General features: G+C 72.2%; 24 protein-coding genes. 13 read left to right on the forward strand and 11 right to left on the reverse strand.

The features are described 5' to 3' along the window. Positions 1–6: 6 nt before the first annotated feature. From Actkin_RS05635 to Actkin_RS05650, 4 genes are all read left to right on the forward strand, one after another. Positions 7–1,251 (forward strand): aldehyde dehydrogenase family protein, encoded by a 1,245-nt coding sequence (locus Actkin_RS05635; protein WP_258906235.1) that lies wholly within the window; start codon positions 7–9, stop codon positions 1,249–1,251. A gap of 139 nt (positions 1,252–1,390) precedes the next feature. Then, entirely contained in the window at positions 1,391–3,163 is a 1,773-nt protein-coding gene (gene ctaD / locus Actkin_RS05640; protein WP_189212330.1) for an aa3-type cytochrome oxidase subunit I, read from the forward strand. 449 nt (positions 3,164–3,612) lie between these two features. Next, complete coding sequence (gene serB / locus Actkin_RS05645; RefSeq protein ID WP_258906236.1) at positions 3,613–4,830, forward strand: phosphoserine phosphatase SerB; 1,218 nt, start codon at positions 3,613–3,615, stop codon at positions 4,828–4,830. A 56-nt stretch (positions 4,831–4,886) separates the two neighbouring features. Next, positions 4,887–5,513: a peptidyl-tRNA hydrolase gene (locus tag Actkin_RS05650; RefSeq protein ID WP_258907858.1), complete on the forward strand. Its 627-nt coding sequence runs from the start codon at positions 4,887–4,889 to the stop codon at positions 5,511–5,513. Positions 5,514–5,756: 243 nt separating this feature from the next. Here the strand turns inward: Actkin_RS05650 and Actkin_RS05655 are convergent, their stop codons facing one another. The 7 genes from Actkin_RS05655 to xrtP form a co-directional block, all read right to left on the reverse strand. Next, the gene (locus Actkin_RS05655) at positions 5,757–6,314 is read right to left on the reverse strand and encodes a hypothetical protein (RefSeq protein WP_258906237.1); all 558 of its coding nucleotides are present in this window, start codon (positions 6,312–6,314) and stop codon (positions 5,757–5,759) included. 96 nt (positions 6,315–6,410) lie between these two features. Beyond that, entirely contained in the window at positions 6,411–6,737 is a 327-nt protein-coding gene (locus tag Actkin_RS05660) for a YciI family protein (protein WP_258906238.1), read from the reverse strand. Between the two features lie 427 nt (positions 6,738–7,164). Beyond that, a complete protein-coding gene (locus tag Actkin_RS05665; RefSeq protein WP_258907859.1) occupies positions 7,165–8,475 on the reverse strand; it encodes a family 2B encapsulin nanocompartment shell protein in 1,311 nt (436 codons plus the stop codon). Positions 8,476–8,509: 34 nt separating this feature from the next. Continuing rightward, positions 8,510–9,928: a family 2B encapsulin nanocompartment shell protein gene (locus Actkin_RS05670; protein WP_258906239.1), complete on the reverse strand. Its 1,419-nt coding sequence runs from the start codon at positions 9,926–9,928 to the stop codon at positions 8,510–8,512. Positions 9,929–10,120: 192 nt separating this feature from the next. Further along, positions 10,121–12,136, reverse strand: a complete 2,016-nt coding sequence (locus Actkin_RS05675) for an ATP-dependent DNA helicase (protein ID WP_258906240.1) — start codon at positions 12,134–12,136, stop codon at positions 10,121–10,123. 24 nt (positions 12,137–12,160) lie between these two features. After that, positions 12,161–13,483, reverse strand: a complete 1,323-nt coding sequence (locus Actkin_RS05680) for an XrtP-associated glycosyltransferase (protein WP_189212506.1) — start codon at positions 13,481–13,483, stop codon at positions 12,161–12,163. A 44-nt stretch (positions 13,484–13,527) separates the two neighbouring features. Then, the gene (xrtP, locus tag Actkin_RS05685) at positions 13,528–14,058 is read right to left on the reverse strand and encodes an exosortase P (protein WP_258906242.1); all 531 of its coding nucleotides are present in this window, start codon (positions 14,056–14,058) and stop codon (positions 13,528–13,530) included. A gap of 245 nt (positions 14,059–14,303) precedes the next feature. Here xrtP and Actkin_RS05690 point away from each other — a divergent pair, with 245 nt between their 5' ends. Genes Actkin_RS05690 through wecB form a run of 3 tightly spaced genes read left to right on the forward strand, consistent with a single transcriptional unit; the run spans position 14,304 to position 16,360 of the window. Next, positions 14,304–15,038, forward strand: coding sequence for a choice-of-anchor protein CoaP (locus Actkin_RS05690; protein ID WP_258906244.1), 735 nt, complete (start codon positions 14,304–14,306; stop codon positions 15,036–15,038). A gap of 10 nt (positions 15,039–15,048) precedes the next feature. Further along, a complete protein-coding gene (locus tag Actkin_RS05695) occupies positions 15,049–15,198 on the forward strand; it encodes an LAXTG motif-containing small protein (RefSeq protein WP_189212322.1) in 150 nt (49 codons plus the stop codon). 25 nt (positions 15,199–15,223) lie between these two features. After that, positions 15,224–16,360 (forward strand): non-hydrolyzing UDP-N-acetylglucosamine 2-epimerase, encoded by a 1,137-nt coding sequence (wecB, locus tag Actkin_RS05700; protein ID WP_258906246.1) that lies wholly within the window; start codon positions 15,224–15,226, stop codon positions 16,358–16,360. Here wecB and Actkin_RS05705 read toward each other — a convergent pair. Further along, the gene (locus Actkin_RS05705) at positions 16,347–16,697 is read right to left on the reverse strand and encodes a TfoX/Sxy family protein (RefSeq protein ID WP_258906247.1); all 351 of its coding nucleotides are present in this window, start codon (positions 16,695–16,697) and stop codon (positions 16,347–16,349) included. The two genes, wecB and Actkin_RS05705, sit on opposite strands and share 14 nt — an antisense overlap. 147 nt (positions 16,698–16,844) lie before the next feature. Here Actkin_RS05705 and Actkin_RS05710 point away from each other — a divergent pair, with 147 nt between their 5' ends. After that, positions 16,845–17,129 carry a hypothetical protein gene (locus tag Actkin_RS05710; RefSeq protein ID WP_258906249.1) on the forward strand — a complete coding sequence of 95 codons (285 nt, stop codon included), beginning with the start codon at positions 16,845–16,847 and terminating at the stop codon, positions 17,127–17,129. A gap of 104 nt (positions 17,130–17,233) precedes the next feature. Here Actkin_RS05710 and Actkin_RS05715 read toward each other — a convergent pair whose 3' ends face one another. Genes Actkin_RS05715 through Actkin_RS05725 form a run of 3 tightly spaced genes read right to left on the reverse strand, consistent with a single transcriptional unit; the run spans position 17,234 to position 19,992 of the window. Then, on the reverse strand, positions 17,234–18,079 hold the full coding sequence (locus Actkin_RS05715; protein ID WP_258906251.1) for an NAD(P)-dependent oxidoreductase: 846 nt from the start codon (positions 18,077–18,079) through the stop codon (positions 17,234–17,236). A gap of 42 nt (positions 18,080–18,121) precedes the next feature. Continuing rightward, positions 18,122–18,703: a nicotinamidase gene (locus Actkin_RS05720; protein ID WP_189212317.1), complete on the reverse strand. Its 582-nt coding sequence runs from the start codon at positions 18,701–18,703 to the stop codon at positions 18,122–18,124. Further along, a complete protein-coding gene (locus Actkin_RS05725; protein ID WP_258906253.1) occupies positions 18,703–19,992 on the reverse strand; it encodes a nicotinate phosphoribosyltransferase in 1,290 nt (429 codons plus the stop codon). The genes Actkin_RS05720 and Actkin_RS05725 overlap by 1 nt, the downstream gene beginning before the upstream one ends. A gap of 77 nt (positions 19,993–20,069) precedes the next feature. On the opposite strand from Actkin_RS05725, the gene clpS reads away from it, so the two are divergent. The 5 genes from clpS (at position 20,070) to Actkin_RS05750 (ending at position 22,707) form a co-directional block, all read left to right on the forward strand. Further along, positions 20,070–20,369 (forward strand): ATP-dependent Clp protease adapter ClpS, encoded by a 300-nt coding sequence (gene clpS / locus Actkin_RS05730; protein ID WP_189212315.1) that lies wholly within the window; start codon positions 20,070–20,072, stop codon positions 20,367–20,369. Further along, positions 20,366–20,923 carry a DUF2017 domain-containing protein gene (locus Actkin_RS05735; protein WP_189212314.1) on the forward strand — a complete coding sequence of 186 codons (558 nt, stop codon included), beginning with the start codon at positions 20,366–20,368 and terminating at the stop codon, positions 20,921–20,923. The genes clpS and Actkin_RS05735 overlap by 4 nt, the downstream gene beginning before the upstream one ends. Further along, positions 20,920–21,858 (forward strand): P1 family peptidase, encoded by a 939-nt coding sequence (locus tag Actkin_RS05740; protein ID WP_258906254.1) that lies wholly within the window; start codon positions 20,920–20,922, stop codon positions 21,856–21,858. The genes Actkin_RS05735 and Actkin_RS05740 overlap by 4 nt, the downstream gene beginning before the upstream one ends. Positions 21,859–21,903: 45 nt before the next feature. After that, on the forward strand, positions 21,904–22,368 hold the full coding sequence (locus Actkin_RS05745; protein ID WP_189212313.1) for a M67 family metallopeptidase: 465 nt from the start codon (positions 21,904–21,906) through the stop codon (positions 22,366–22,368). Between the two features lie 66 nt (positions 22,369–22,434). Further along, positions 22,435–22,707: a MoaD/ThiS family protein gene (locus tag Actkin_RS05750; protein WP_189212312.1), complete on the forward strand. Its 273-nt coding sequence runs from the start codon at positions 22,435–22,437 to the stop codon at positions 22,705–22,707.

A 22,707-nucleotide genomic window follows, 5' to 3' on the forward strand; every position in this document is an offset into this window, starting at 1 on the left:
GCCCGCGTGACCGAGATCCTCGACCTCGTCAGAAGCTGCGCGACCAAGGCGAAGGCGGCAGCCCCGGCGCTGGCCGCCGCCACCGACGAGGCGATCGACGCGGCGATCGGCGAGATGGCCGCCCGGCTGTCGTCGGCCCGCGGCGCGGTCCTCGCCTCCAACGCCGAGGACGTCGCGGCCGCCGAGGCTGCGGGCATGAGCGGCGGCCTGCTCGACCGGCTGCGCATCACCGAGGAGCGCCTCGACGGCATGGCCGAGCAGCTGCGCCTGCTCGCGTCCGTCCCGCACCCGGCCGCGAGCCGCAAGGTGGGCACGCTCGACGGCGGGTTCGACCTGATCGAGGTCCGCAAGCCGGTCGGCGTGATCGGGGCCAACTACGAGGCCCGGCCCAACGTCACCATCGATGTCGCCTCCCAGCTGGTCAAGTCCCGAAACGCCGGGGTGCTGCGCACCGGGTCGGCCGCGCTCAGGAGCGCCCAGGCGCTCCTCGACCGGGTCATCGCCCCCGGCCTGTCCGACGTCGGCATCGATGAGGACGTCATCCAGCTCGTCCCCACCCCCGACCGGGCCGCGGCGGGCGCGCTGGTCGAGCTGCCCGACCTGATCCCGCTGGTCATCGTGCGCGGCAGCGGCGAGACCACCCGCGAGCTCGACCGCAGGGCCGCCCAGCACGGCGTCCGCACGCTCGCGCACGCCGACGGCGGCGGCGTCCTCTACTACGACGCCGAGGCCGACCCCGACTTCGCCGCCGACCTCATCACCCGCAGCCTCGACCGGCTCGGCGTCTGCAACCGCCTGAACCTGCTGCTCGTCCACAAGGCCGTCTACGACGCCGCCCTCCCCGGCATCACCGCCGCCCTGGAGAAGGCGGGCGTGCGGGCGTCGCTGCCGCCGCACGAGCACCCCATCGGCTACGAGTGGGCGCTCGACGGCGACAACGAGGCGACCGTCACCATCGCCCCGGTCGACGACCTCCAGCACGCGGTGCGCGTGGCCAACGAGGACACGTCCGGCCTGGCAGCGGGCATCGTCACCACCGACGAGAAGGCCGCGGAGGCGTTCTTCGCCGCCTACACCGGCACCGGGGTGTTCTGGAACGCCCCGACCCGCCTGCTCGACGGGTTCAAGCTGCTCGGGGTGCCCGAGACCGGCATCAACCTCGACCGCGTCCCCGGGCCCCGCGGTCCGGTCACCTTCACCGACCTGGTGTTGCGCCAATACGCGGTGCGGCCGGGAGGCGGCGCGGCGTGATGTGGTGTGACCTGGGCAACTGGACCGAAACCGGGCAGAGCCCAGCCGCGCTCGGCCCCACCCGGAGGGCTACGATCCTCCCGGGTGCTCGTCGGGTACCCGCGAGTAGTCCCACCACAAGGCAGTGCAGGAGGCAGGAGTGACTGCAGTAGCCCCCAAGCCGATCGCCACGCGGCCGTACCCGGCCAGCGCGAAGGCCAAGGGTTCGTACCTGCTGCGGCTGTTCCGCACGACGGACCACAAGCAGATCGGCATCATGTACCTGGTCACGTCGTTCGCCTTCTTCATGGTGGGCGGCGCGATGGCCATGCTGATCCGCAGCGAGCTGGCCGTGCCGGGACAGCAGTTCCTGTCCCAGGAGCAGTACAACCAGCTGTTCACCATGCACGGCACCGTGATGCTGCTGCTGTACGCGACGCCGATCCTCTTCGGCTTCGCCAACTTCGTCCTGCCGCTGCAGATCGGCTCCCCGGACGTCGCCTTCCCGAGGCTCAACGCCTTCTCGTACTGGCTGTACCTCTTCGGCGGCCTGATCGTGATGGCGGGCTTCCTCACCCCGGGCGGCGCCGCCGACTTCGGCTGGTTCGCCTACACCCCGCTGTCCGACAAGATCCACTCACCCGGCGTCGGCGCCGACCTGTGGATCACCGGTCTGGCCGTCGGCGGTCTCGGCACCATCCTGGGCGCGGTCAACATGCTGACCACGATCGTCTGCCTGCGCGCCCCCGGCATGACCATGTTCCGGATGCCGATCTTCACCTGGAACATCATGATCACCAGCATCCTGGTGCTGCTGGCGTTCCCGATCCTGACCGCGGCGCTGTTCGGCCTGCTGGCCGACCGCCAGCTCGGCGCGCACGTCTTCGATCCGGAGAACGGCGGCGTCATCCTCTGGCAGCACCTGTTCTGGTTCTTCGGCCACCCCGAGGTCTACATCGTCGCGCTGCCGTTCTTCGGCATCGTCTCGGAGATCATCCCGGTGTTCAGCCGCAAGCCGCTGTTCGGCTACCGCGGCCTGATCTACGCCACCCTGGGCATCGCGGCCCTGTCGATGACCGTGTGGGCCCACCACATGTACGCCACCGGCGCGGTGCTGCTGCCGTTCTTCGCGTTCATGACGTTCCTCATCGCCGTCCCGACCGGTGTGAAGTTCTTCAACTGGATCGGCACGATGTGGAAGGGCCAGCTCACCTTCGAGACCCCGATGCTGTTCAGCGTCGGCTTCCTGGTGACGTTCCTCTTCGGCGGCCTGACCGGCGTGCTGCTGGCCGCCCCGGCCATCGACTTCCACGTCTCGGACACGTACTTCGTCGTCGCGCACTTCCACTACGTGCTCTACGGCACCATCGTGTTCGCGACCTTCGCGGGCATCTACTTCTGGTTCCCGAAGATCACCGGCCGGTTCCTCGACGAGCCGCTGGGCAAGCTGCACTTCTGGACCACGTTCATCGGCTTCCACGGCACGTTCCTCGTCCAGCACTGGCTGGGCAACGAGGGCTTCCCGCGCCGCTACGCCGACTACCTGGCCACCGACGGGTTCACCACGCTCAACATGATCTCCACGATCGGGGCGTACATCCTGGGCGCGTCGACGCTGCCGTTCATCTGGAACGTGTTCAAGAGCTACCGCTACGGCGAGATCACCACCGCCGACGACCCGTGGGGCTACGGCAACTCCCTGGAGTGGGCCACCAGCTCGCCGCCGCCGCGCCACAACTTCACCGAGCTGCCCCGGATCCGCTCCGAGCGCCCGGCGTTCGATCTGCACTACCCGCACATGATCGAACAGTCCCACCACGACAAGTACGTGGGCGTCGGCTCGGCCAAGCACCGGCCTGCCCCGTCGGAGATCGTCGCCGAGAAGATGAACCCGGACGAGATCTCCAAGGGCGATCCCACGCTGCCGAACTAGACCGTCGAGGCCCCGCCCAGTGCGGGGCCTCGTCGCGTCAGCGGTTGCTGTTTGACTGTGTCGGTGGGACGGCGTGGGTACGGTTGGAGCGTGGACGTGACTCCGCGGCGGGACCGGCGTCGGCCGTTCGCCGCGCTGGGCGTGGCCGAGCGGCTCGTCGGCGACGCGCGGGGTCGCCTGCGCCGTCCAGTGACCAGTGAGAACCGCCATGACGCCGTATCGGCGGCGGAAGGCGGCGCCGCCCTCGGGCACGGACCGACCAGGCCGGTGCCGGAGGGCGGGCAGGAGCCCGCAGCCCCGTCGCGGTCCGCGCACACGATGCGCCCGGCCGGACGGGGACCGACCAGGGACCGCGGGCGACCAGCGCACCCACCACCGTTCGGGACGCGCGCAGTGCCAGGACCAGGGCTCGAGCCCACCCCTCACCACTGAAAAGGAACGGTTCTCCAGTGGCATCCACACCTGTCCTGATCACCGTCACCGGCCCCGACAAGCCGGGTGTGTCCTCGGTGCTGTTCGCCGTGCTCACCCGCCACGGGGTGGACATCCTCGACGTCGAGCAGGTCGTCATCCGGGGGCAGCTCGTGCTCGGGGTGCTCGTCGCGGCCGGGCACGACGCCGAGGGGCTGCAGGAGTCCGTCGAGCAGGCGATGGCGTCGGTGGCGATGCGCGTGGAGGTCGAGGTCGGGGTCGACCCGGGCTCGCGGGCGCGGATCGGCTCGTCGCACGTCGTGGTGGTGCTGGGGGCGCCGATGACGGCGCGGGCGTTCACCGAGGTGGCCCGCAGGCTGGCCGCCCTGGGCACCAACATCGACGCGATCCGCAGGGTGGCCGACTACCCGGTGACCGGGCTCGAACTGCGCGTCTCGGTCGACGACGACACCGAGGCGGGCGACGCCGCGCTGCGCTCGGCGCTGGTCGAGGTGGCCACCCGGGTCGGCCTGGACATCTCCGTCGAGCGCGACCTGCTGGCCCGGCGGGCCAAGCGCCTGATCGTCTTCGACGTCGACTCCACGCTCATCCAGGGCGAGGTCATCGAGATGCTCGCGGCCAAGGCGGGCTGCGAGGCCGAGGTCCGCGAGGTCACCGAGGCCGCCATGCGCGGCGAGCTGGACTTCGCCGAGTCCCTGCGCCGCCGGGTGGCGACCCTGGCTGGCCTGCCGGAGTCGGTGCTGGACGAGGTCGCCGCTGACCTGGAGCTGACGCCCGGCGCCCGCACCACGATCCGCACGCTCAAGCGCCTCGGCTTCCGCTGCGGCGTCGTGTCCGGCGGCTTCACCACCATCATCGACCGCCTGGTGGACGACCTCGGGCTGGACTTCGCCGCCGCCAACGAGCTGGAGGTCGTCGACGGCAGGCTGACCGGCAAGGTCGTCGGCGAGATCGTCGACCGCCCGGGCAAGGCCGTGGCCCTGCGCCGCTTCGCCGACCAGTACGACATCCCCCTCGCCCAGTGCGTGGCGGTGGGTGACGGCGCCAACGACATCGACATGCTCTCGACGGCGGGTCTGGGTGTCGCGTTCAACGCCAAGCCCGCTCTGCGCGAGATCGCCGACACGGCGGTGTCCAGCCCCTACCTGGACGCGGTCCTGTTCATGCTGGGCGTGACGCGGGCAGAGGTGGAAGCCGCCGACCTCGCGGACGGCCTGACCCCGTCGCGGCTGTGAGCGTTCTGTCGGGGCTGTTCGACCGGGATGGCGCCGAGCCCAGCGTGGTGCGCGCCATGCCGGTGATCCTGCGCGTGGAGCGGGACCTTCCGCGTCGTACGCCGCTGCTGGAGGCCGCAGCGGCCGCGGCCGTGGCGGTGTGCCTGGACGAACGCGCGCAGGAGGGCGGGGAGTGGCATCCGCTGGTGTCGGCGTGGATCGACGGGCGCATCCGCAAGGTCTCCCGACGGGCGCGGGGGGCGCACTGGCACGCGGTGCAGGACCTCCCCGGGGTGACGGTGTCGGTCGACGGGGCCTCGGCGCGGGCGTTGCTGCCGTGGCCGGTGGACGAGACGCCGAAGACGGTCAGCAGGCTGCAGATCAGCGGCACGGAGCTGCCGATGGACGAGCCCGGTCCCGTCGCGGACGGCGTTCCGGTGCTGTGGGTGAACCCGACGGTGGAGATGACGGTGGGGAAGCTGGCGGCCCAGGTGGGACACGGGTCAATGCTGCTGGCCGCCATGGCCGAGGCGGACGGGGTGGACCTGTCCAAGTGGGACTGCCACTGCGCGGTTCGGATGGCTCGCCCTGGCGAGTGGAACCCCGACGTCTCATGGGAGAGGGACCGAGCGGTGGCGGTGCGGGATGCGGGGTTCACCGAGGTGGAGCCGGGGACGGTGACCGTGGTTGCCCAGTGGGGCTGAGGTTCGGCTGGCAGCCAGCTGGTTTCTAGTTGCCGGGGTTCCGGTTGTCAGTGGGGCTGGGTCGCATATCCCCGGCCGCGTGCCTGGGCCTCGCCTTGGGCTTCAAAGGGTGTTGCACGCGTGCTATGGATTGGTGTTCTCCCCTCGGCCTCGATTGTTTAACCCTGGGAGGGCGGAGTAAAGGGCGCCTTCGGCGTCGCTGCGCGACAGGCTTCGCCTGCCCTTGACACCGCCCTCCCAGGGTTAAAGACGGCCAGGACGAGGGGAAGGGGGTGGAAGGGTCGACTGCTTGGTGAGGTGACGGGGGGTGCTGTACCGCGCCGCCCCGGACACCACCGCACTCCGCCGCGCGCACCAGCGCTCTGCACCGGCCGCGCGCACGCGCCACACCGCCCGCACCACCACCCCGCCGCACGTGTGCTCTGCACCGGTCGCGCGCACGCGCCACACCGCCCGCACCACCACCCCGCCGCACGTGTGCTCTGCACCGGTCGCGCGCACGCGCCACACCGCCCGCACCACCACCCCGCCGCACGTGTGCTCTGCACCGGTCGCGCGCACGCGCCACACCGCCCGCACCACCACCCCGCCGCACGTGTGCTCTGCACCGGTCGCGCGCACGCGCCACACCGCCCGCACCACCACCCCGCCGCACGTGTGCTCTGCACCGGTCGCGCGCACGCGCCACACCGCCCGCACCACCACCCCGCCGCACGTGTGCTCTGCACCGGTCGCGCGCACGCGCCACACCGCCCGCACCACCACCCCGCCGCACGTGCACTCCGTTCCGGCCGCGCGCACGGGCCACACCCCGCCGAGCGCACGCTCCGCACCGGTCGCGCGCTACGCATCGCGCGCACGCGCTAAGGGGGTCGGTCCTCTGCCCTCGGTCTCCGCCTAGGCTTCGAACTCCACCAAGGCTCGGACCTGAACCGAGCCGTAGCGGGCGGTGGGGATTTTGCGAGCCCACGTTAACGCCGTCTCCAGGTCGGGGACTTCGACCACCATCAAGCCTGCGATGGTGACGCCCTCGGTGCCCTTGACTGGGGCGGGGCTGGCTGTCGTGACCGTGTGGGCGTCGGCCGCCGAGTGGAAGCCTGCGGAGTAGACGTGGGCGCCTGCGTCCTTGACCTCCTGGTCGAGGGCCATCCACTCCTCGATCTCCGCCATGCCGCCCGGGGTCGCCTGGGCTGGGTCGTACTGGTAGATCAGGGCGTACTTCATCGGAGCTCTCCCCACCTGTGGTCACTCGGGCGCCCCCAGGGAGCCCCTTCATCGCGGACACCGTATCGGGCCGCACCGACAGAAAAAGGAGAACCGGGTGGGCGGGAGCAGTGGCCGCCCACCCGGTCCGGATCAGTGGCCGACCTTGTCGGCGGCGATCAGCAGGTAGTGGAAGCTGCCCTCGCGGTAGGCCTGGAGGAAGGACTTCTCCACGCCAGTGACCACAAAGGACCGTTCGCGCAGCCCCAGTGCGGGATCGTCTGTGGGGCCACGTCGACCACGGTGATCGGCGTCAGACCGTTGGCCTGCGATGCCTTGGAGCCGCTGCCGGTCGCGTCGTTGCAGCAGCCAGCAGCCAGTTCCGACTCCGCCGCAGGTGCGAAGACCCGGGACAGCACAGACATGGCGCCTCCTCAACGGCCGGAGCTCAAAGCTGGACGCCGTCCAGCACGCCGAGCGCGTCCGGGACCAGGACCGCTGCCGAGTAGTACGTGGTGACCAGGTACGAGGCGATCGCCTTCTCGTCGATGCCCATGAACCGCACGCTGAGCCCCGGCTGGTGCTCCTCGGGCAGGCCCGTCTGGTACAGCCCGACGACGCCCTGGTTCTCCTCGCCCATCCGCATCGCGATGACGGCGCTGGTGCCGCCCTGGCCGATCGGGATCTTGTCGCACGGCAGCAGCGGGACGCCGCGCCACGACGCCTGCTCGGTGCCCTCGACCGACACGCTCGGGGGGTTGAGCCCGCGCCTGCTGCACTCCCGGCCGAACGCCGCGATCGTGCGCGGGTGCGCCAGGAGCACCTGCGTCTTGCGCCTGCGGGACAACAGGTTGTCCATGTCGTCCGGGGTCGGCGGGCCGGTGCGGGTGCGGATCCGCTGGCTCGGGTCGACGTTGTGCAGCAGCCCGAAGTCGCGGTTGGTGACCATCTCGCGCTCCTGGCGCTCGCGCAGCGCCTCGATGGTCAGCCGCAGCTGTTCCTCGGCCTGGTTCATCGGCGCGCTGTAGAGGTCGGACACGCGCGTGTGGATCCGGAGCACGGCCTGCGCGACGCTCAGCTCGTACTCGCGCGGGTGGAGCTCGTAGTCGGCGTAGGTGCCGGGCAGCGTCACCTCGCCGTCGTGCCCGGACGCGACCGCGATCTCCGCCTCGCCCCGCTTGTTGACCGCGGGCGGCCGCCGGGACAGGTGCTCGCGCAGGTGCGGCGCGGCGTCCAGCACCGCGGCGACGGCGGAGCGCGGCAGGGTGAGCGCGGTGACGTCGGTGACGGCCTCCACGCGGTAGTTCGGCTCACCGCCGCGGAACACCTCCTGCCCGACGCAGCCGCCCTCGCCCAGCACGTCGATCACGACGGTGTCGCCGTACTCGCCGCGGCCGAGCTTGCTCACCTTGCCGTGTGCGACCACGGTGACGCCGTCGGCGGGCAGCGTGTCGCCCGCGGCGAACTCGCGCTGCTCGAACCGGTCCGACAGCGCCGAGAGCACGTCCTCGTCGGCGAACCCGGCCAGGACCTCGGCCAGTTCGCTCGGGATCACCCGGTAGAGCGAGCCGATGGCGGTGCAGCCCACCAGCCCGTCGCCCGCCACCGGGACGCGCCTGCGGTTGACCCGGTAGGCGCCGCCCCTGGCCTCCACCCACGGCAGCACGCGCAGCAGCCACCGGTCGGTGATCTCCTGCGACTGGGGCGGGGTCTTGGTCGTGGTGGCGAGGTTGCGGGCGGCCGTGGTGCTGAGGCTCATGCGCCATTCGGCGACGAGCTGGGCGACCACGGCCTCAGCCCTCCCGGCCGATCTCGACGTTCTCCAAGACCCCGAGCGCGTCGGGGATCAGCACCGCGGCGGAGTAGTAGGCGCTGACGAGGTAGGAGATGACGGCCTTCTCGTTGATGTTCATGAACCGCACGGACAGGCCGGGCTTGTACTCGTCGGGCAGGCCGGTCTGGTGCAGGCCGATCACGCCCTGGTTCTCCATGCCCGCGCGCAGCAGGATGATCTTGCTGGTCTGCGTCTCGCTGACCGGGATCTTGTTGCACGGCAGGATCGGCACGCCGCGCCACGCCGGGATCTTGTGGCCGGTGAACTCGATCGGGTCGGGGTAGATGCCGCGCTTGTTCCACTCCCGGCCGATGGCCGCGATCGTGCGCGGGTGCGCGAGGAACGCGGTCGGCTCCTTCCACACCACCGACAGCAGCTCGTCGAGGTCGTCGGGGGTCGGCGGGCCGGTGCGGGTCTGGATGCGGTTGGCGTAGTCGGCGTTGTGCAGCAGGCCGATCTCGCGGTTGTTGATCATCTCGTGCTCTTGGCGCTCGCGCAGCGCCTCGATGGTCAGCCGCAGCTGCTGCTCGACCTGGTCCATCGGCTCGTTGTAGAGGTCGGCGACGCGGGTGTGCACGCGCAGGACCGTCTGGGCGACGCTGAGCGAGTACTCGCGCGGGGAGAGCTCGTAGTCGACGTACGTGCCGGGCAGTTCGGCCTCGCCCTCGTGCCCGGCGGACATCTCGATCTTGGCTTCGCCGTGCTCGTTGCGGTTGCGGGCCTGCCGCGCCTGGAAGTCGTGCAGGTGGGCGCGCAGCGCGTCGGACTGGCGCAGCACCTCGTCGAAGCCCGCCTGCTGCAGCACGAGCACGGTGCAGGTGGTGGCGGCCTTGACCGTGTACTCCCACATGCTCTGCGGGTCGGCCAGGGTCTCGTCGCCGAAGTGGTCGCCGTCGGCGAGCACGCCGAGGTCGGTCGGCTCGCCGTACTGGCTGGTGCCGATCTTCTTCACCCGGCCGTGCACGATGAGGAAGGCGTGGTCGGAGGGGTTGCCGAACTCGACGATCACGTCGCCGGGCTGGTACTCGCGCTGCTCGAAGCGCTCGGCCAGCGCGGTGAGCACCTCGATGTCGTCGAACCCGCGCAGCAGCGGCAGCTCGCACAGCTCCGGCGGCACGACCTGGGCGCGGTCGCCGATGTTGGAGAAGGTGACCCGGCCGTCGCCGACGGCGTAGCTCATCCTGCGGTTCACCCGGAAGGTGCCGCCCTTGGCCTCGATCCACGGCAGCACGCGCAGCAGCCAGCGCGAGGTGATCGCCTGCATCTGCGGCACGGACTTGGTGGTCGTCGCCAGGTTCCGGGCCGCCGCAGTGCCCAGGGTTGATGGATACGGGTTGTCGGAGTCAATCCGGGGCTCTACGGGCTCGGTCACAGTCACTACGCCGCACCGCCAATTCGGGAATTGTCGTCGTCGATCACAGGACAAATCGCGGTGGTGATCACCGGGTCCCGAAGCTAGCAGCGGCCTGCGTCACCGGATAGTCGCACGAAGGTGTTCACCGACGCGCCCCATTCGGCACAGTGTCGGTCCTGCGCACAGTAATGGGCGTCACTCGGTCGAAACGTCGAGTCAGCCGTGGGACGCCAGACGGGTGAGTGCGCCCCGGACAACCTGAGGATTCGTCGTTGTCCAGAACGGCGGCAGCGAATTGCGCAGGAATCCCCCGTACCGGGCGGTGGAGATCCGCGGGTCCAGCACGGCGATCACGCCGCGGTCCGACGTCGAGCGCAGCAGCCTGCCCGCGCCCTGGGCGAGCAGCAGCGCGGCGTGCGTCGCGGCCACGGTGAGGAACCCGTTGCCGCCGTGCGCCTCGACCGACCGCTGCCGCGCCGAGGCCAGCGGGTCGTCCGGGCGGGGGAACGGGATGCGGTCGATCACGACCAGCGAGAGCGACGGCCCCGGCACGTCCACGCCCTGCCACAGCGACAGCGTGCCGAACAGGCTGGTGGCCGGGTCCTCGGCGAACTTCTTGACCAGCAGGGAGGTGGAGTCCTCGCCCTGGCAGAGGATGTCGGTGCCGAGCCGGTCGCGCAGCGCCTGGGTGGCGTGCTTGGCCGCGCGCATCGAGGAGAACAGCCCGAGGGTGCGCCCGCCCGCGGCCTCGACCAGCTCGGCGAGCTCGTCCAGCACGGCGTCGGGCAGGCCGTCGCGGCCCGGCGGCGGCAGGTGCTTGGCCAGGTAGAGGATGCCGCTCTTGGCGTGGTCGAACGGCGAGCCGACGTCCAGCCCGCTCCACCGGATGTCGCTCTTGTCGTGCGGGGCCTCCTTGGCGGTGGCCGCGCCGTCCGCCTGCCTGCCCTGGCGCTGCTCCGGCGGCAGGCCCCACTGCCGGGCGAGCGCGTCGAAGCTGCCGCCGAGGGTCAGGGTCGCGCTGGTGAGCACGGTGGTGGTCTCGCCGAACAGCCGCTCGCGCAGCAGCCCGGCGACGCTCAGCGGCGCGATCCGCATGACCGCGGGACGGTCGTTCTCCCGGCTCACCCACACCACGTCGCGGCGGTCGGGCTCCGGCGGGTCGAAGGACTCCAGGATCCGCTCTGCGGTGTCGTGCACCTCGTCGAGCACCGACAGCGCGAGCTTGCGCGCCGTGGCCGTCTCGACGTCGTCCTTCTTCTCCGGCCCGAGCGCGGTGACGCACGCGTGCGCGGCATCGCGGATCACGGCCACGGTGGTGCGGACCGGGTCGGGGATGGCGTCCATGCGGGCGGCCGGGACGTCCTCCAGCAGCATGCCCAGGCCCTCGCCCGCCTCGGCGAGCCGGTCGGCCAGCCCCTCCTCGACCAGGCGCCCGACGCGCCGGGCCGCGATGCCCACGCTCGCGGCGGACAGCTCGCCGGTGGCCACCGAGGTGACCCGGTCGACCAGCTCGTGGGCCTCGTCCACGACGACCACGTCGTGCTCGGGCAGCACCTGGTAGCCCTGCAGGGCGTCGATGGCCAGCAGGGCGTGGTTGGTGACGACGATGTCGGCCTTGCCCGCCTCGGCCCGCGCGCGCTCGGCGAAGCAGTCGGAGCCGATCGGGCACTTGGACACGCCCAGGCACTCGCGCGCCGACACCGACACCTGCCGCCAGCCCTGGTCGGACACGCCCGGGACCAGCTCGTCGCGGTCGCCGGTCTCGGTGTCGGAGGCCCACTCGCGCAGCCGGGTGACCTCGCGGCCGAGCCGGGACACCGCGAACGGGTCGAACAGGCCCTGGTCCTCCGGCTCCTCGGGGGCGTCGAGCCGGTGCAGGCACAGGTAGTTGCGCCTGCCCTTGAGGATGGCGAAGGTGGGCGTGCGCCTGAGGTCCTTGGCCAGCGCCTTAGCGAGCCTGGGCAGGTCGCGGTCGACGAGTTGGCGCTGCAGCGCGATCGTCGCCGTCGACACCACCACGGTGGTGCCCTTCTCGACCGCGTGCCGGATCGCGGGGACCAGGTAGGCCAGGGACTTGCCGGTGCCCGTCCCGGCCTGCACGGCCAGGTGGTCGCCGGTGCGGATGGCCCGGCCGACGGCCTCGGCCATCTCGACCTGGCCCGGCCGCTCCGCGCCGCCCACCGCTCCCACGGCGGTCTCCAACAGGGCGCGGACGGGAGGCAGGGCGGGCATGACCGTAGACCGTACCCGGCCCGGTCAGTGCTCCAGCGCGACGACCCGGCTCGGCTGTTCGGCGTTGCGGCGGGTCTTGGTCCACCGGTTGTCGCCGCGGACCAGTCGGGCGAAGGCGCGCCACGAGGTGATGTAGAAGGTGTAAATGTAAAGCGCGTAGAGGAATCCGTAGCCGATCGCGTGCGGCAGGCTCACCGACGGTTCGCATTTGCGTCGGTAGATCGGTCCCCAGATCAGGAACGGGAGCAGGCCGAACGAGCCGTAGGTGGCGAACAGCACCCATGCCCCGCCGCTGAACCACTGCCAGACCTCGCCGGGGTTTTCCACAGCGCGGATTCCGAGCAGGATGAACGGGATCGGGTAGACGAGCGTGCCGAGCAGTTGCAGCCACGGCTGGGCGAGGTAATACAGCATTTCCGCGGCGCCGAGGGTGCTCAGGTGCGGGGAGTCCCAGATGCGGCGCACATAGCGGCCGCATTGCATCGTGCCCTGGCCCCACCGCGTCCGCTGAGCTAGGAAGCGGCGCATGCTGTAGAGCGCTTCCTGGTCGACGTGGGTGTCGACGGTGAAGCCGGTCTTCCAGCCCGCGGTGAGCAGGTGCACGCCGAGTTCGAAGTCCTCCAGCAGCGCGCCGCGCCACGGCCCGGCGTGGTCGGCGATCGCGTCGAGCGCGGAGAGCCGGGTGAACTGGCCGTTGCCGCCCATGGAGATCGTCCCGGTGCGCCCCCGGGACAGCTGGATGGCCGCGATCGCGCTGCGGAACTCCAGGTCCTGCATGCGGACCAGGGCCGAGCCGAGCCGCCCGCGCAGCGGGCCGCCGTGGCGCTGCGGGACGCCTCGGTTGCTCATCCGCACGTCCACCTGCACCGCGCCGATCGCCGGGTCGCCGAAGAGGTGGTCGGCGGCGCAGACGTCGAGGCAGTCCGGTGCGGGGCGGCCGTCGGCGTCCACCACGACGACGATCGCGCGGTCGGTGTCGGCGTGCTTCCCCATCCACGCCTTGAGTTCGCGGTACGCGCTGTTGAGCGCGTGGCCCTTGCCGGTCCGCGCGTGCGGGCGGAAGCGGCGCACCAGGTGCAGGTTCCGGTCGCCGCCGCGCTTGGGGCCGCGCAGGGCGCCGACGACGTCGGCGGTGGCGTCGTCGGAGTCGTCGTCGATGACCCAGACGTGCGCGTGCGGGAAGGTCTTGCGCAGGTACCGGACCGTGTCGCCGATGACGGACTCCTCGTCGCGGCACGGCACGAAGAAGTGCCACTCCAGCCGGGAGCCGTCGCCGCTCGGCTGGCGCTTGTGCCGCAGGTACGGGACGACGATCAGGCAGACGTAGGTCACGAACGCCACGCTCATGGTCAGGGCGAGGGCCTGGGTGAAGCCCAGCAGCAGCGCGAGGTTCACGACCGCGCCCGCCGCGTCGACAGCCACACGAACAGCACCAGCGCCGCCGCGCCGCCGATGACGCTGACCATCGAGCCCAGCAGCGTGTGGCCCCAGTGGTAGCCGCGGTCGGTGCCCAGCCACTCGATCAGGCCGACGAGCGTCAGGACGCGCAGCTGGTTGACCGCGATCACGGCGGCGGCCGCGACGGCGAGCGCGACGACGACGCGCCGGGTGATGGCGGGCCGCAGCGCGATCATCACCGCGCCGACGACCAGCAGCGGCAGCACCAGGAAGGCCGACGTGCACTCCGGGCTCATCCGCAGCCCGAAGGCGGTGTCCGAGCCGAGTCCGAAGTAGACGGTCTGACGATGGGCGGCGAGGTGCACGCCGTCGTCGGAGACCAGCCGCAGGATTCCGCTCGCCAACACCATTTCCGCGGTGCGGTAGAACCGGTTGCCGATGACGAGCGCCGCCGCGAGCGCGCCGAGGACGACGACGGCGAGCCGGGCGTGCGGTGCGGGTCTTCGGGGGAGCGCCAGCGCCACGCGATCTCCTAGGTCGGGGGGACCGCCTCATCATCGTTCCGGTGCGTGCGTCTGCCCATCGCTGGATCGGGTGATGATTCGCTCGATGGATCGATACCCGCGGTGAGAAATCGGGTGATCGGCCGGGGCTTCGATCCGCGCTGCCACACGATCGGGTTGTGGTGCGTGTCAACTCCCGAGTCTGCCTCGTTTACGCCGGTGTCCCTTCGCGACGTGAGCGTCGCAGGTCCCCGATGGAGGAATGGATGCACAACCGAATGGCGCGACGGGCCGGTCTGCTCGGCCTGGCCGTCGCCGCCGCGCTCATCGCAGGCGCCGCGCCCGCGGCCGCCGCCCCCGGCGACGGGTCGGCCTTCGCGCTCGACGCGGAGCTCACCCTGGCCGGGACCGGCGTCGTGCGCGTCGGACCGATCTCGCCCAGTCACACCGACGGCCCCAGACAGGCCTCGGTGGCGACCGCGGAGATCCCCGGCGTGCTCACCACCGGCCTGCTGACCAGCGCGGCCGAGCTGGACGATGAGACCGGCGTCGTGCACGCCGAGGCGGCCACCGCCGACGTGGAACTCCTGCTGGCCAGGCTGGGCTCGATCGGGCTGGTCCAGGCGTTCTGCGACGCCACGCAGTCCGGCGTGCGGGGGTCCACTGTGCTCGCCGACGTCCGGCTCGCCGGGGTCGAGGTCGCGGCCGAACCCGGCCCGAACACCGTGGTCGAGGTGGACCTCGGCCTGACCGACCTGGTCACGATCATCTTCAACGAGCAGATCCGCAACAAGGACGGCAGCCTCACGGTGAACGCCGTGCACGTCAAGGCCGACCTGCTGGTCGCCACCGGCGACATCGTCATCTCCCAGGCCCGCTGCGGCCCGGCCGCTCCGCCCATCCCGCTGGCCTCCGGCGCGGGCCTGTGGCTGGGTCTCGGGGTGGCCGCGGCGGCCGTCCCGTTCTGGATCGCGGTGCTGCGCAAGCGCCCGACCGACTGAGGGAGGTGCGGTGTACAAGGCTCCGACCGGAGGCGCGGTCGGCGGCGGCGCGGGCCTCGCGCTCACCGGCGCCGACATCGGCTGGTGGATCGCGTTGGGCATCGCCCTGCTGATCACCGGAATCCTGCTGCTGCACGCCCGGCGGCGCAGGCTCAGTTGACCGGTCCCAGTGGAAAGGCGCTGCGGTGCACCCGGAAGTCCTGATCATCGTCGGCACCCGTCCCGAGGCGGTCAAGGCGGCGCCCGTCGCCCTGGCCATGGCCGGGTCCGGCCTCGCTCCCGTGATCGTCCACACCGGACAGCACGGGCGCGTGGTCGACCAGGCGCTCGCGCCGTTCGGCCTCGTCCCCGACGAGCGCCTTCCGGTGCGCAGGCCGGGCGGCGGGCAGGCGGAGCTCATGTCCGCCCTGCTGCCCGCGCTGGACGCCGTGCTGGCCCGGCGCGGGCCCGCCGCCGTCGTCGTCCAAGGCGACACGACGACGACGCTGGCGGGCGCGCTCGCGGCGTTCTGGCGCGGGGTCCCGGTGGCGCACCTGGAGGCCGGGCTGCGCACCGGCGACCTCGCCGCGCCCTTCCCCGAGGAGGGCAACCGGCAGGCCGTCGCCCGACTGTGCGCGCTGCACCTCGCCCCGACCGCGGCCGCGGCCGGGGCGCTGCGGGCGGAGTCGGTCCCGGTGCCCGACATCGTGGTCACGGGCAACACGGTGGTGGACGCGGTCAGGCTGATCGCGTCCACCGACCGGCCCGCTGTCGACCCGTCCTTCGCGGCGCTGGAGCCGGAGCTGGACGCGGGCGCGCGTCTGGTCCTGGTGACCGTCCACCGCCGCGAGTCGTGGGGCGCGCCGCTGGACGGGGTGTTGTCCGCCGTCCGGGCGCTGGTGGAACGCCATGAGGACGTGCGGGTGCTGCTGCCCGCGCACCCGAACCCGGCCGTGCGCGCCCAGGTGCGGGCCGCGCTGGGCGACACGCCCCGCGCCGTCGTCACCGAGCCGCTGGGCTACCCCGACCTGGTCAGGGCCCTGCGGCGAGCCGCCCTGGTGATCACCGACTCCGGCGGCATCCAGGAGGAGGCCCCGACCTTCGGGGTGCCGGTCCTGGTGGCCCGCGACGTCACCGAGCGGCTGGAAGCCGTCGGCGCGGGCTGCGCCCGCCTGGTCGGCACCGACCGCGCCCGAGTGCTGGAGGCCGCCGACCAGGCCCTGGCCGCGAACCTCCGCATCCCCACCGGCGCCAACCCCTTCGGCGACGGGCACGCCGCCGAACGGGTGGTGGCCGCGTTACGGCGGCTCGTCGCGGCCCCGGTGCTGGTCAGCGCCTCCTGACCGCGGCCTTCCCCGCCTTGGCCGGAAGCGACCGCGCGCAGCCGACCCCGCGGCCGACCCACTCCGCCAGCCGATCACCGAGACCCGCGCCGTCGACGTGCAGCCAGCCGACCATCTCCCGCCCGCCCATCACCATCACCTCGACGTGCTCACCGAGGAGCCCGCCGGCCTCGTCGCGCGGAACGCGGACGAGCAACCCGCCCTGCCCACTGGCGGCCACCGCCATGTTCCCGTTGACCAGGAACGCCAACCCCCCGAACATCGGCTGCTCGGTGATGCCGTCCACGCCCGCGAGCAGTTCCCGCACCCGCTCGGCCAACTCCCGGTCGTACGCCATGGCGGGAGTATGGACCGACCCGCCGACAATCGCGGTGCCCACAAGGTCCAGAGGGTCTGCGCCCGTGACCTGCTGGTCAACAGCCCGGTGATGCTGTTCCGGCGGCCGCGGGGTGGTGGACGAGACGGTCGCCTGGTTTAGCGCCCCGTGGGTACTGCCTACGCCATGGTCGACCACGGCTGGGCGCCGGGCACGGCGGGTCTGGCCGTGGTCTTCACCCACTACGACGCGTTCGCCGCGTGCTGTCCCGAACTGGCGTGGGCCGTGCTTGACCTCATTGCAAACCATTCGCGAGTCGCCGCGCTGATGGGGCGGCGGCTGCTGTGTCTGGTCCACAGCAGCGATCCGGACCTCAGCTTCGAGCCGGTCGGGGCGGCGCCGGTGCTGTGGAACCCCGCCGAGTGGCTCGACGCCGTGCGGCGGGAGGGGTAGCTGGGAGCAGGCTCCGGCGCGCCCAGCACGGACCGCCCATGGCAGTGCCGACAGGAACGCCTGCCGCTCGGTGACCCCCGGCTCGTCCCGTGCGACCCATGGCCTCACCCGTCCACAGTCGCGGTGAGCCCTTCGCCGCCCCGGCCGCCCGCGATCAGGGACTCGACGCGGTCGGCCACCGTGTCCAGGCCGCCGTCGCCCAGTGGGCCTGTCCTGCGCAGATCGATCAGGTGTCTGATGACCGTCAGGTGCTCGGTGAGGTCGGCGGGGCCTGCCGGGTACTCGCCGCGGGCCAGTTCCGTCGCGGTCGCGGTGGCTCCGGTGACGACGTGGCCGATCTGGGGTGCTGCCGTCTCGGCGAACGCGGCGACGTCGATGCCCGCCCGGCGCACCCCGTCGAGCGCGCGCAGCAGGCCGAGTTGGGCGTCGTACCAGACGCCGAAGAGCGCCAGGTCCCACACCGCCGCGGCGTCGGCCCGCTCGCCGACGAACCGCGGCGTGCCCAGCAGGGCCAAAGTGGACGCGTGCCGCTCGAACACCGCCCGCGGTCCGCTGTAGAGGAACGTGGCGGCGCCGGTCCCGATCGCCTCGGGTGGGGTCTGCACGCCCGCGTCGAGGTACGACCCGCCCGCGGCGGTGACGGTCCGCTCGGCCGCCCGCGCGTCCTCCGCCGTGCCGGTGGTCAGCGCGACGACGGTGCGTCCGGTCAGGTCGGGCAGCCGGGCCAGGCAGTCGCGCACCGCCGCGTGGTCCTTGAGGGTGAGCAGCACCAGGTCGCCGCCCTCGACGGCCTCCGCGAGCGACCCGGCGACCCGCGCGCCGGTCCCGGCCGCCCGCTCCGGCGTCCGGTTCCACACCACGACCTCGCGGCCGCTGCCCGCCAGCCGCCGCGCGACCGCCGTGCCGATGGCCCCGGTCCCGATCACCGCGACGCGTGTCCCACTCGTCATGCGGCGATCCTGCGACCTCCAGCGCGCTGGAGGTCAAGGAGCTCAGCCCGCAGGCGCCAGCTTCGGCACGCCCACCAGGGTCACGCCCGCCTCGGTCATGCGGTTCAGCGCGGACTCGACGGTCGGCGCGGCCACGCCCGCGGTCATGTCCAGCAGGACCCGCGTCGTGAAGCCTGCCTCCGCCGCGTCCACCGCCGTCGCCCGGACGCAGTGGTCGGTGGCGATGCCCACGACGTCCACCCGGCCCACGCCCCGCTCCCGGAGCCAGTCCGCCAGCGGGGTGCCGTCGGCGGTGCCCTCGAAGCCGGAGTACGCCGCGGCGTAGTCGCCCTTGCGGAACACCTCGTGGATGCGGGAGGTGTCCAGGTTCGCGTGGAACTCGCTGCCGGTGGTCTCGGCGACGCAGTGCCGCGGCCACGAGTGGACGTAGTCCGGGGTCTCGCTGAAGTGGTCGCCCGGGTCGATGTGGTGGTCGCGGGTGGCGACGACGAAGTCGTAGTCGGTCTCGGCGATGTAGTCGCTGATCGCCGCCGCGACCTCGGACCCGCCCGCGACGGCGAGCGAGCCGCCCTCGCAGAAGTCGTTCTGGACGTCCACGACGATCAGCGCCGTCTTGTCGTGCATCACTGCTCCCCGGTGAGGTGGACGGTCGGGATGGCGGGCTCGCCCGCGGAGAGCTTCAGGCCCTCCCACGGCAGGCTCACCAGGCCGGTGCGGACCCGTTGCCTGCCATCCTCCAGCGTGGGCAGTCCGGGCGCAGGCTGTCCACCACGCAAAAGGGGGATCTGCAGGTACCGGTCGTGCTCGTCGGCGTCGGGCGCGGGACCGGACGCCAGGAACACGACCTCCTCCAGCGCGGTCCCCGTGGCCTTGTGCCGCCGCAGCGCCACCTTGCGCCCGCCCAGCGACTCCTTCGACGAGCTGCGCTTGGCCACCGGCCGCCCGTCGACCTCCACCAGCTTGTAGACCATCCCGGCCGTCGGCGCGCCCGAGCCGGTGACCAGCGACGTCCCGACCCCGTAGGCGTCCACCGGCTCGGCCCGCAGCGCCGCGATCGCGTACTCGTCGAGGTCGCCGGAGACCACGATCCGCGTCCGCGTGGCCCCCAGCCGGTCCAGCTGCTCGCGGGCCTGCCTGGCCAGCACGCCCACGTCGCCGGAGTCGATGCGCACCGCGCCCAGCCCGGTGCCCGCGACCTCGATGGCGGTGTCGATGCCCCGGGTGATGTCGTAGGTGTCGACCAGCAGGGTGGTGTCCGTCCCCAGCGCGTCCACCTGCGCGGCGAACGCGTCGCGCTCGCTGTCGTGGAGCAGGGTGAACGCGTGCGCGCACGTCCCCGCGGTCGGGATGCCGTAGGCCCGGCCCGCCGCCAGGTTCGACGTCGTGGCGAACCCGGCGAGGTAGGCGGCCCTGGCCGAGGCCACGGCCGCCAGCTCGTGCGTGCGCCGCCCGCCCATCTCGATGATCGGCCGCCCGTTGGCCGCGCTCACCATGCGCGCCGCCGCCGAGACGATGGCGCTGTCGTGGTTCAGGATCGACAGCACGACGGTCTCCAGCAGCACCGCGTCGGCGAACGTCCCGGTGACCGTCATGATCGGCGAGCCGGGGAAGTACAGCTCGCCCTCGGCGTAGCCGTCGACGTCGCCGCCGAAGCGGTAGTCGGCCAGCCAGGCCAGCGCCTCGTCGCCGACGACCCCGGTGTCGCGCAGGTGCGCCAGCTCGGCCTCGCCGAAGCGGAAGTCGGCGATCGCGTCCACGACCCGACCGGTCCCGCCCACGACCCCGTAGCGCCGACCGTTGGGCAGCCGCCGGGCGAAGACCTCGAACACGCACTGCCGCGACGCGGTGCCGTCGCGCAGCGCCGCGGCGAGCATCGTCAGCTCGTAGTGGTCGGTCAGCAGAGCCGTGGTCATGGTCGAAGCCTACGGGTACGCCATTCGAGGGAAGATCCCTCGGACCGAGTCAAAGCGGGCATGCCACCATTAGGGGTATGACCGCGCCCGTCGACATGGAGCAGACGCAGAGCAGTCCCGTCGGTTCCGAGGTGGTGTCCGAGGACAGACCGTGGCAGACGGTCGTCTGGAACGACCCGGTCAACCTCATGTCGTACGTGACCTACGTCTTCCAGAAGCTGTTCGGCTACAGCCGGGACAAGGCGACCAAGCTCATGCTCGACGTGCACCACGAGGGCAAGGCCGTGGTGTCGTCGGGGACCAAGGAGAAGGTCGAGGGCGACGTGGCCCGCCTCCACGCCGCCGGTCTCTGGGCGACGATGGAACACGCCTCGTGAAGCAGTGGACGCGCAAGGGCAAGCTGGTGGTGGCCGTCATCGACCGCCAGGAGGCGGCGGTGCTGCGCGGGCTGGTGTCGCAGATCGACGACATGCTCAAGGCCCGCCAGGAGGACTCCCCGCAGGACGAGCTGGCCGAGCTGACCGGCATCCGCACCGGCCCGACGACCTCCCCGGACGACCCGATCCTGTCCCGGCTGCTGCCGGACTTCCACAAGCTCGACCCCGACAACCCGACCCGCGAGGACATCGACTCCGCGGCCGCGCTGCGCTCGCTGCACGAGCCCGAGCTGCTCGACCGCAAGATCGGCGTCGCCGCGGTCGTGATGGACACCTGCCCGATGTACGGCGGCGAGGTGCGGCTCAGCGACGAGCAGGCCGACGCCTGGCTGGCCGCGCTCAACGACGTCCGCATCGCCCTCGGCACGGCCCTCGAGGTCAGCGAGGACACCCCGGACGAGCTGCCCGACGACGACCCCCGCGCGCCCAACATGGCCGTCTACCACTGGCTGACCTGGGTGCAGGAGTCGCTGGTCCAGGCCCTGTCGGCGTGATCGGCGGCGTCCGGGTGGGCCACCACCACCGCATCGGCGACGGCTGGGCCACCGGGACGACGGTCGTGCTGTTCCCCGAGGGGACCGTCGGCGGAGTCGACCAGCGCGGCGGCGCGCCCGGCACCCGGGAGACCGACCTGCTGGCCCCGGAGAACCTGGTCGAGCGCGTCGACGCGGTCTGCCTGTCCGGCGGCAGCGCGTACGGCCTGGCCGCCGCCGACGGCGTCATGCGGTGGTTGGGGGAGCGCGGGCAGGGCTTCCGGGTGGGCGCCGAGCCGCACGAGGTGGTGCCGATCGTGCCCGCCGCGGTGCTGTTCGACCTGCCCCGCTCGGACTGGGGCAACCGCCCGGACGCCGCGTTCGGCTACCTGGCCTGCGAGGCGGCCGGGGAGGGCCCGGTCGAGCAGGGCTCGGTGGGCGCCGGGGCGGGGGCGCGCACGGGCTCGCTGAAGGGCGGCGTCGGCACGGCGTCGGTCCGGGTGGGTGAGATCACAGTGGCCGCGCTGCTGGCCGTCAACGCCCGGGGCGAGGCCGCCGACCCCATGACCGGGGAGCTGTACGCGGCGTCGGTCGCGCCCGGGGAGTTCCCGGAGGCGCCCGGCAGGCCGGGGGCGCTGTCCGCGCCCGCCGCGTCGGACCTGAACACGGTCATCGGCGTCATCGCCACCGACGCGGCCCTGACCAAGGCGCAGTGCCGCAGGCTGGCCATCTCCGGGCACGACGGCCTGGCCCGCGCCCTGCGCCCGGCGCACTCGCTGTTCGACGGCGACACCCTCTTCGCCGCCGCCACGGGCGTGCGCCCGGCGCCCGACGCGGCGGCCTTCGACGGGCTCTGCGCGGCGGCGGCCGACGCGGTGGCCCGCGCGGTCGGCCACGGCGTCCTGGCCGCGTCCACCGTGGGTGACCTGCGCGCATACCGCGACGCGTGGCCCTGACGTGCCCTCTCCCACGGACTGGGAGCACCCCATCCGCGCAGTAGGATGGGCGTCGTGCTGCAGATCCGCCGAGACCTCGTGGACGCGATGGTGGCCCACGCCCGCCGCGACCACCCGGACGAGGCATGCGGCGTGATCGCCGGTCCGGAGGGCTCCGACCGCCCCGAGCGGTTCATCCCGATGCTCAACGCCGCGCGCTCGCCCACGTTCTACGAGTTCGACTCGACCGATCTGCTGCGCCTCTACCGCGACATGGACTCCCGTGACGAGGTGCCGGTGGTCATCTACCACTCGCACACCGCCACCGAGGCCTACCCGTCGCGCACGGACATCTCCTACGCCTCCGAACCCGACGCGCACTACGTGCTGGTCTCCACCCGCGACCCCGAGGTCCACGAGCTGCGGTCGTACCGCATCGTCGACGGCGTCGTCACCGAGGAGCCCGTCGAGGTCGTCGAGTCCTACCGGTTCGCCCACACCGGTCCTGACGACGTGCCCGAGCGCGGCTAGGAATACCCGCCGTTCCGCGGGCGTTTTTCCTTATCGAATCAGCGTTATCCAACCGGAGGTTCCCCCATGGCCGTGACCGTCTCGATCCCGACCATCCTGCGCACCCACACCGGCGGCGAGAAGACCGTCTCCGCGGCGGGCGCCACCCTGGCCGAGGTGATCGACAACCTGGAGGCCAACCACGGCGGCCTCAAGGCCAGGCTGGTCAAGGACGGCACCCTGCACCGCTTCGTGAACGTCTACGTCAACGACGAGGACGTGCGCTTCGCCGGTGGCCTGGAGGCCAAGGTGGCCGACGGCGACAACGTGACCATCCTCCCGGCCGTCGCGGGCGGCTGA

The sequence above is a fragment of the Actinokineospora sp. UTMC 2448 genome (genome assembly GCF_024760565.1).
Lineage (GTDB): Bacteria > Actinomycetota > Actinomycetes > Mycobacteriales > Pseudonocardiaceae > Actinokineospora > Actinokineospora fastidiosa.

Excerpts from the sequence above, each read along its gene's own strand:
- Actkin_RS05650 (WP_258907858.1), top strand. The coding sequence starts at position 4,887 with ATGCCGGTGATCCTGCGCGTGGAGCGGGACCTTCCGCGTCGTACGCCG.
- Actkin_RS05660 (WP_258906238.1), bottom strand. The coding sequence starts at position 6,737 with ATGAAGTACGCCCTGATCTACCAGTACGACCCAGCCCAGGCGACCCCG.
- Actkin_RS05665 (WP_258907859.1), bottom strand. The coding sequence starts at position 8,475 with ATGAGCCTCAGCACCACGGCCGCCCGCAACCTCGCCACCACGACCAAG.
- Actkin_RS05675 (WP_258906240.1), bottom strand. The coding sequence starts at position 12,136 with ATGCCCGCCCTGCCTCCCGTCCGCGCCCTGTTGGAGACCGCCGTGGGA.
- Actkin_RS05680 (WP_189212506.1), bottom strand. The coding sequence starts at position 13,483 with ATGAGCGTGGCGTTCGTGACCTACGTCTGCCTGATCGTCGTCCCGTAC.
- Actkin_RS05690 (WP_258906244.1), top strand. The coding sequence starts at position 14,304 with ATGCACAACCGAATGGCGCGACGGGCCGGTCTGCTCGGCCTGGCCGTC.
- Actkin_RS05705 (WP_258906247.1), bottom strand. The coding sequence starts at position 16,697 with ATGGCGTACGACCGGGAGTTGGCCGAGCGGGTGCGGGAACTGCTCGCG.
- Actkin_RS05715 (WP_258906251.1), bottom strand. The coding sequence starts at position 18,079 with ATGACGAGTGGGACACGCGTCGCGGTGATCGGGACCGGGGCCATCGGC.
- Actkin_RS05720 (WP_189212317.1), bottom strand. The coding sequence starts at position 18,703 with ATGCACGACAAGACGGCGCTGATCGTCGTGGACGTCCAGAACGACTTC.
- Actkin_RS05725 (WP_258906253.1), bottom strand. The coding sequence starts at position 19,992 with ATGACCACGGCTCTGCTGACCGACCACTACGAGCTGACGATGCTCGCC.
- clpS (WP_189212315.1), top strand. The coding sequence starts at position 20,070 with ATGACCGCGCCCGTCGACATGGAGCAGACGCAGAGCAGTCCCGTCGGT.
- Actkin_RS05745 (WP_189212313.1), top strand. The coding sequence starts at position 21,904 with ATGGGCGTCGTGCTGCAGATCCGCCGAGACCTCGTGGACGCGATGGTG.
- Actkin_RS05750 (WP_189212312.1), top strand. The coding sequence starts at position 22,435 with ATGGCCGTGACCGTCTCGATCCCGACCATCCTGCGCACCCACACCGGC.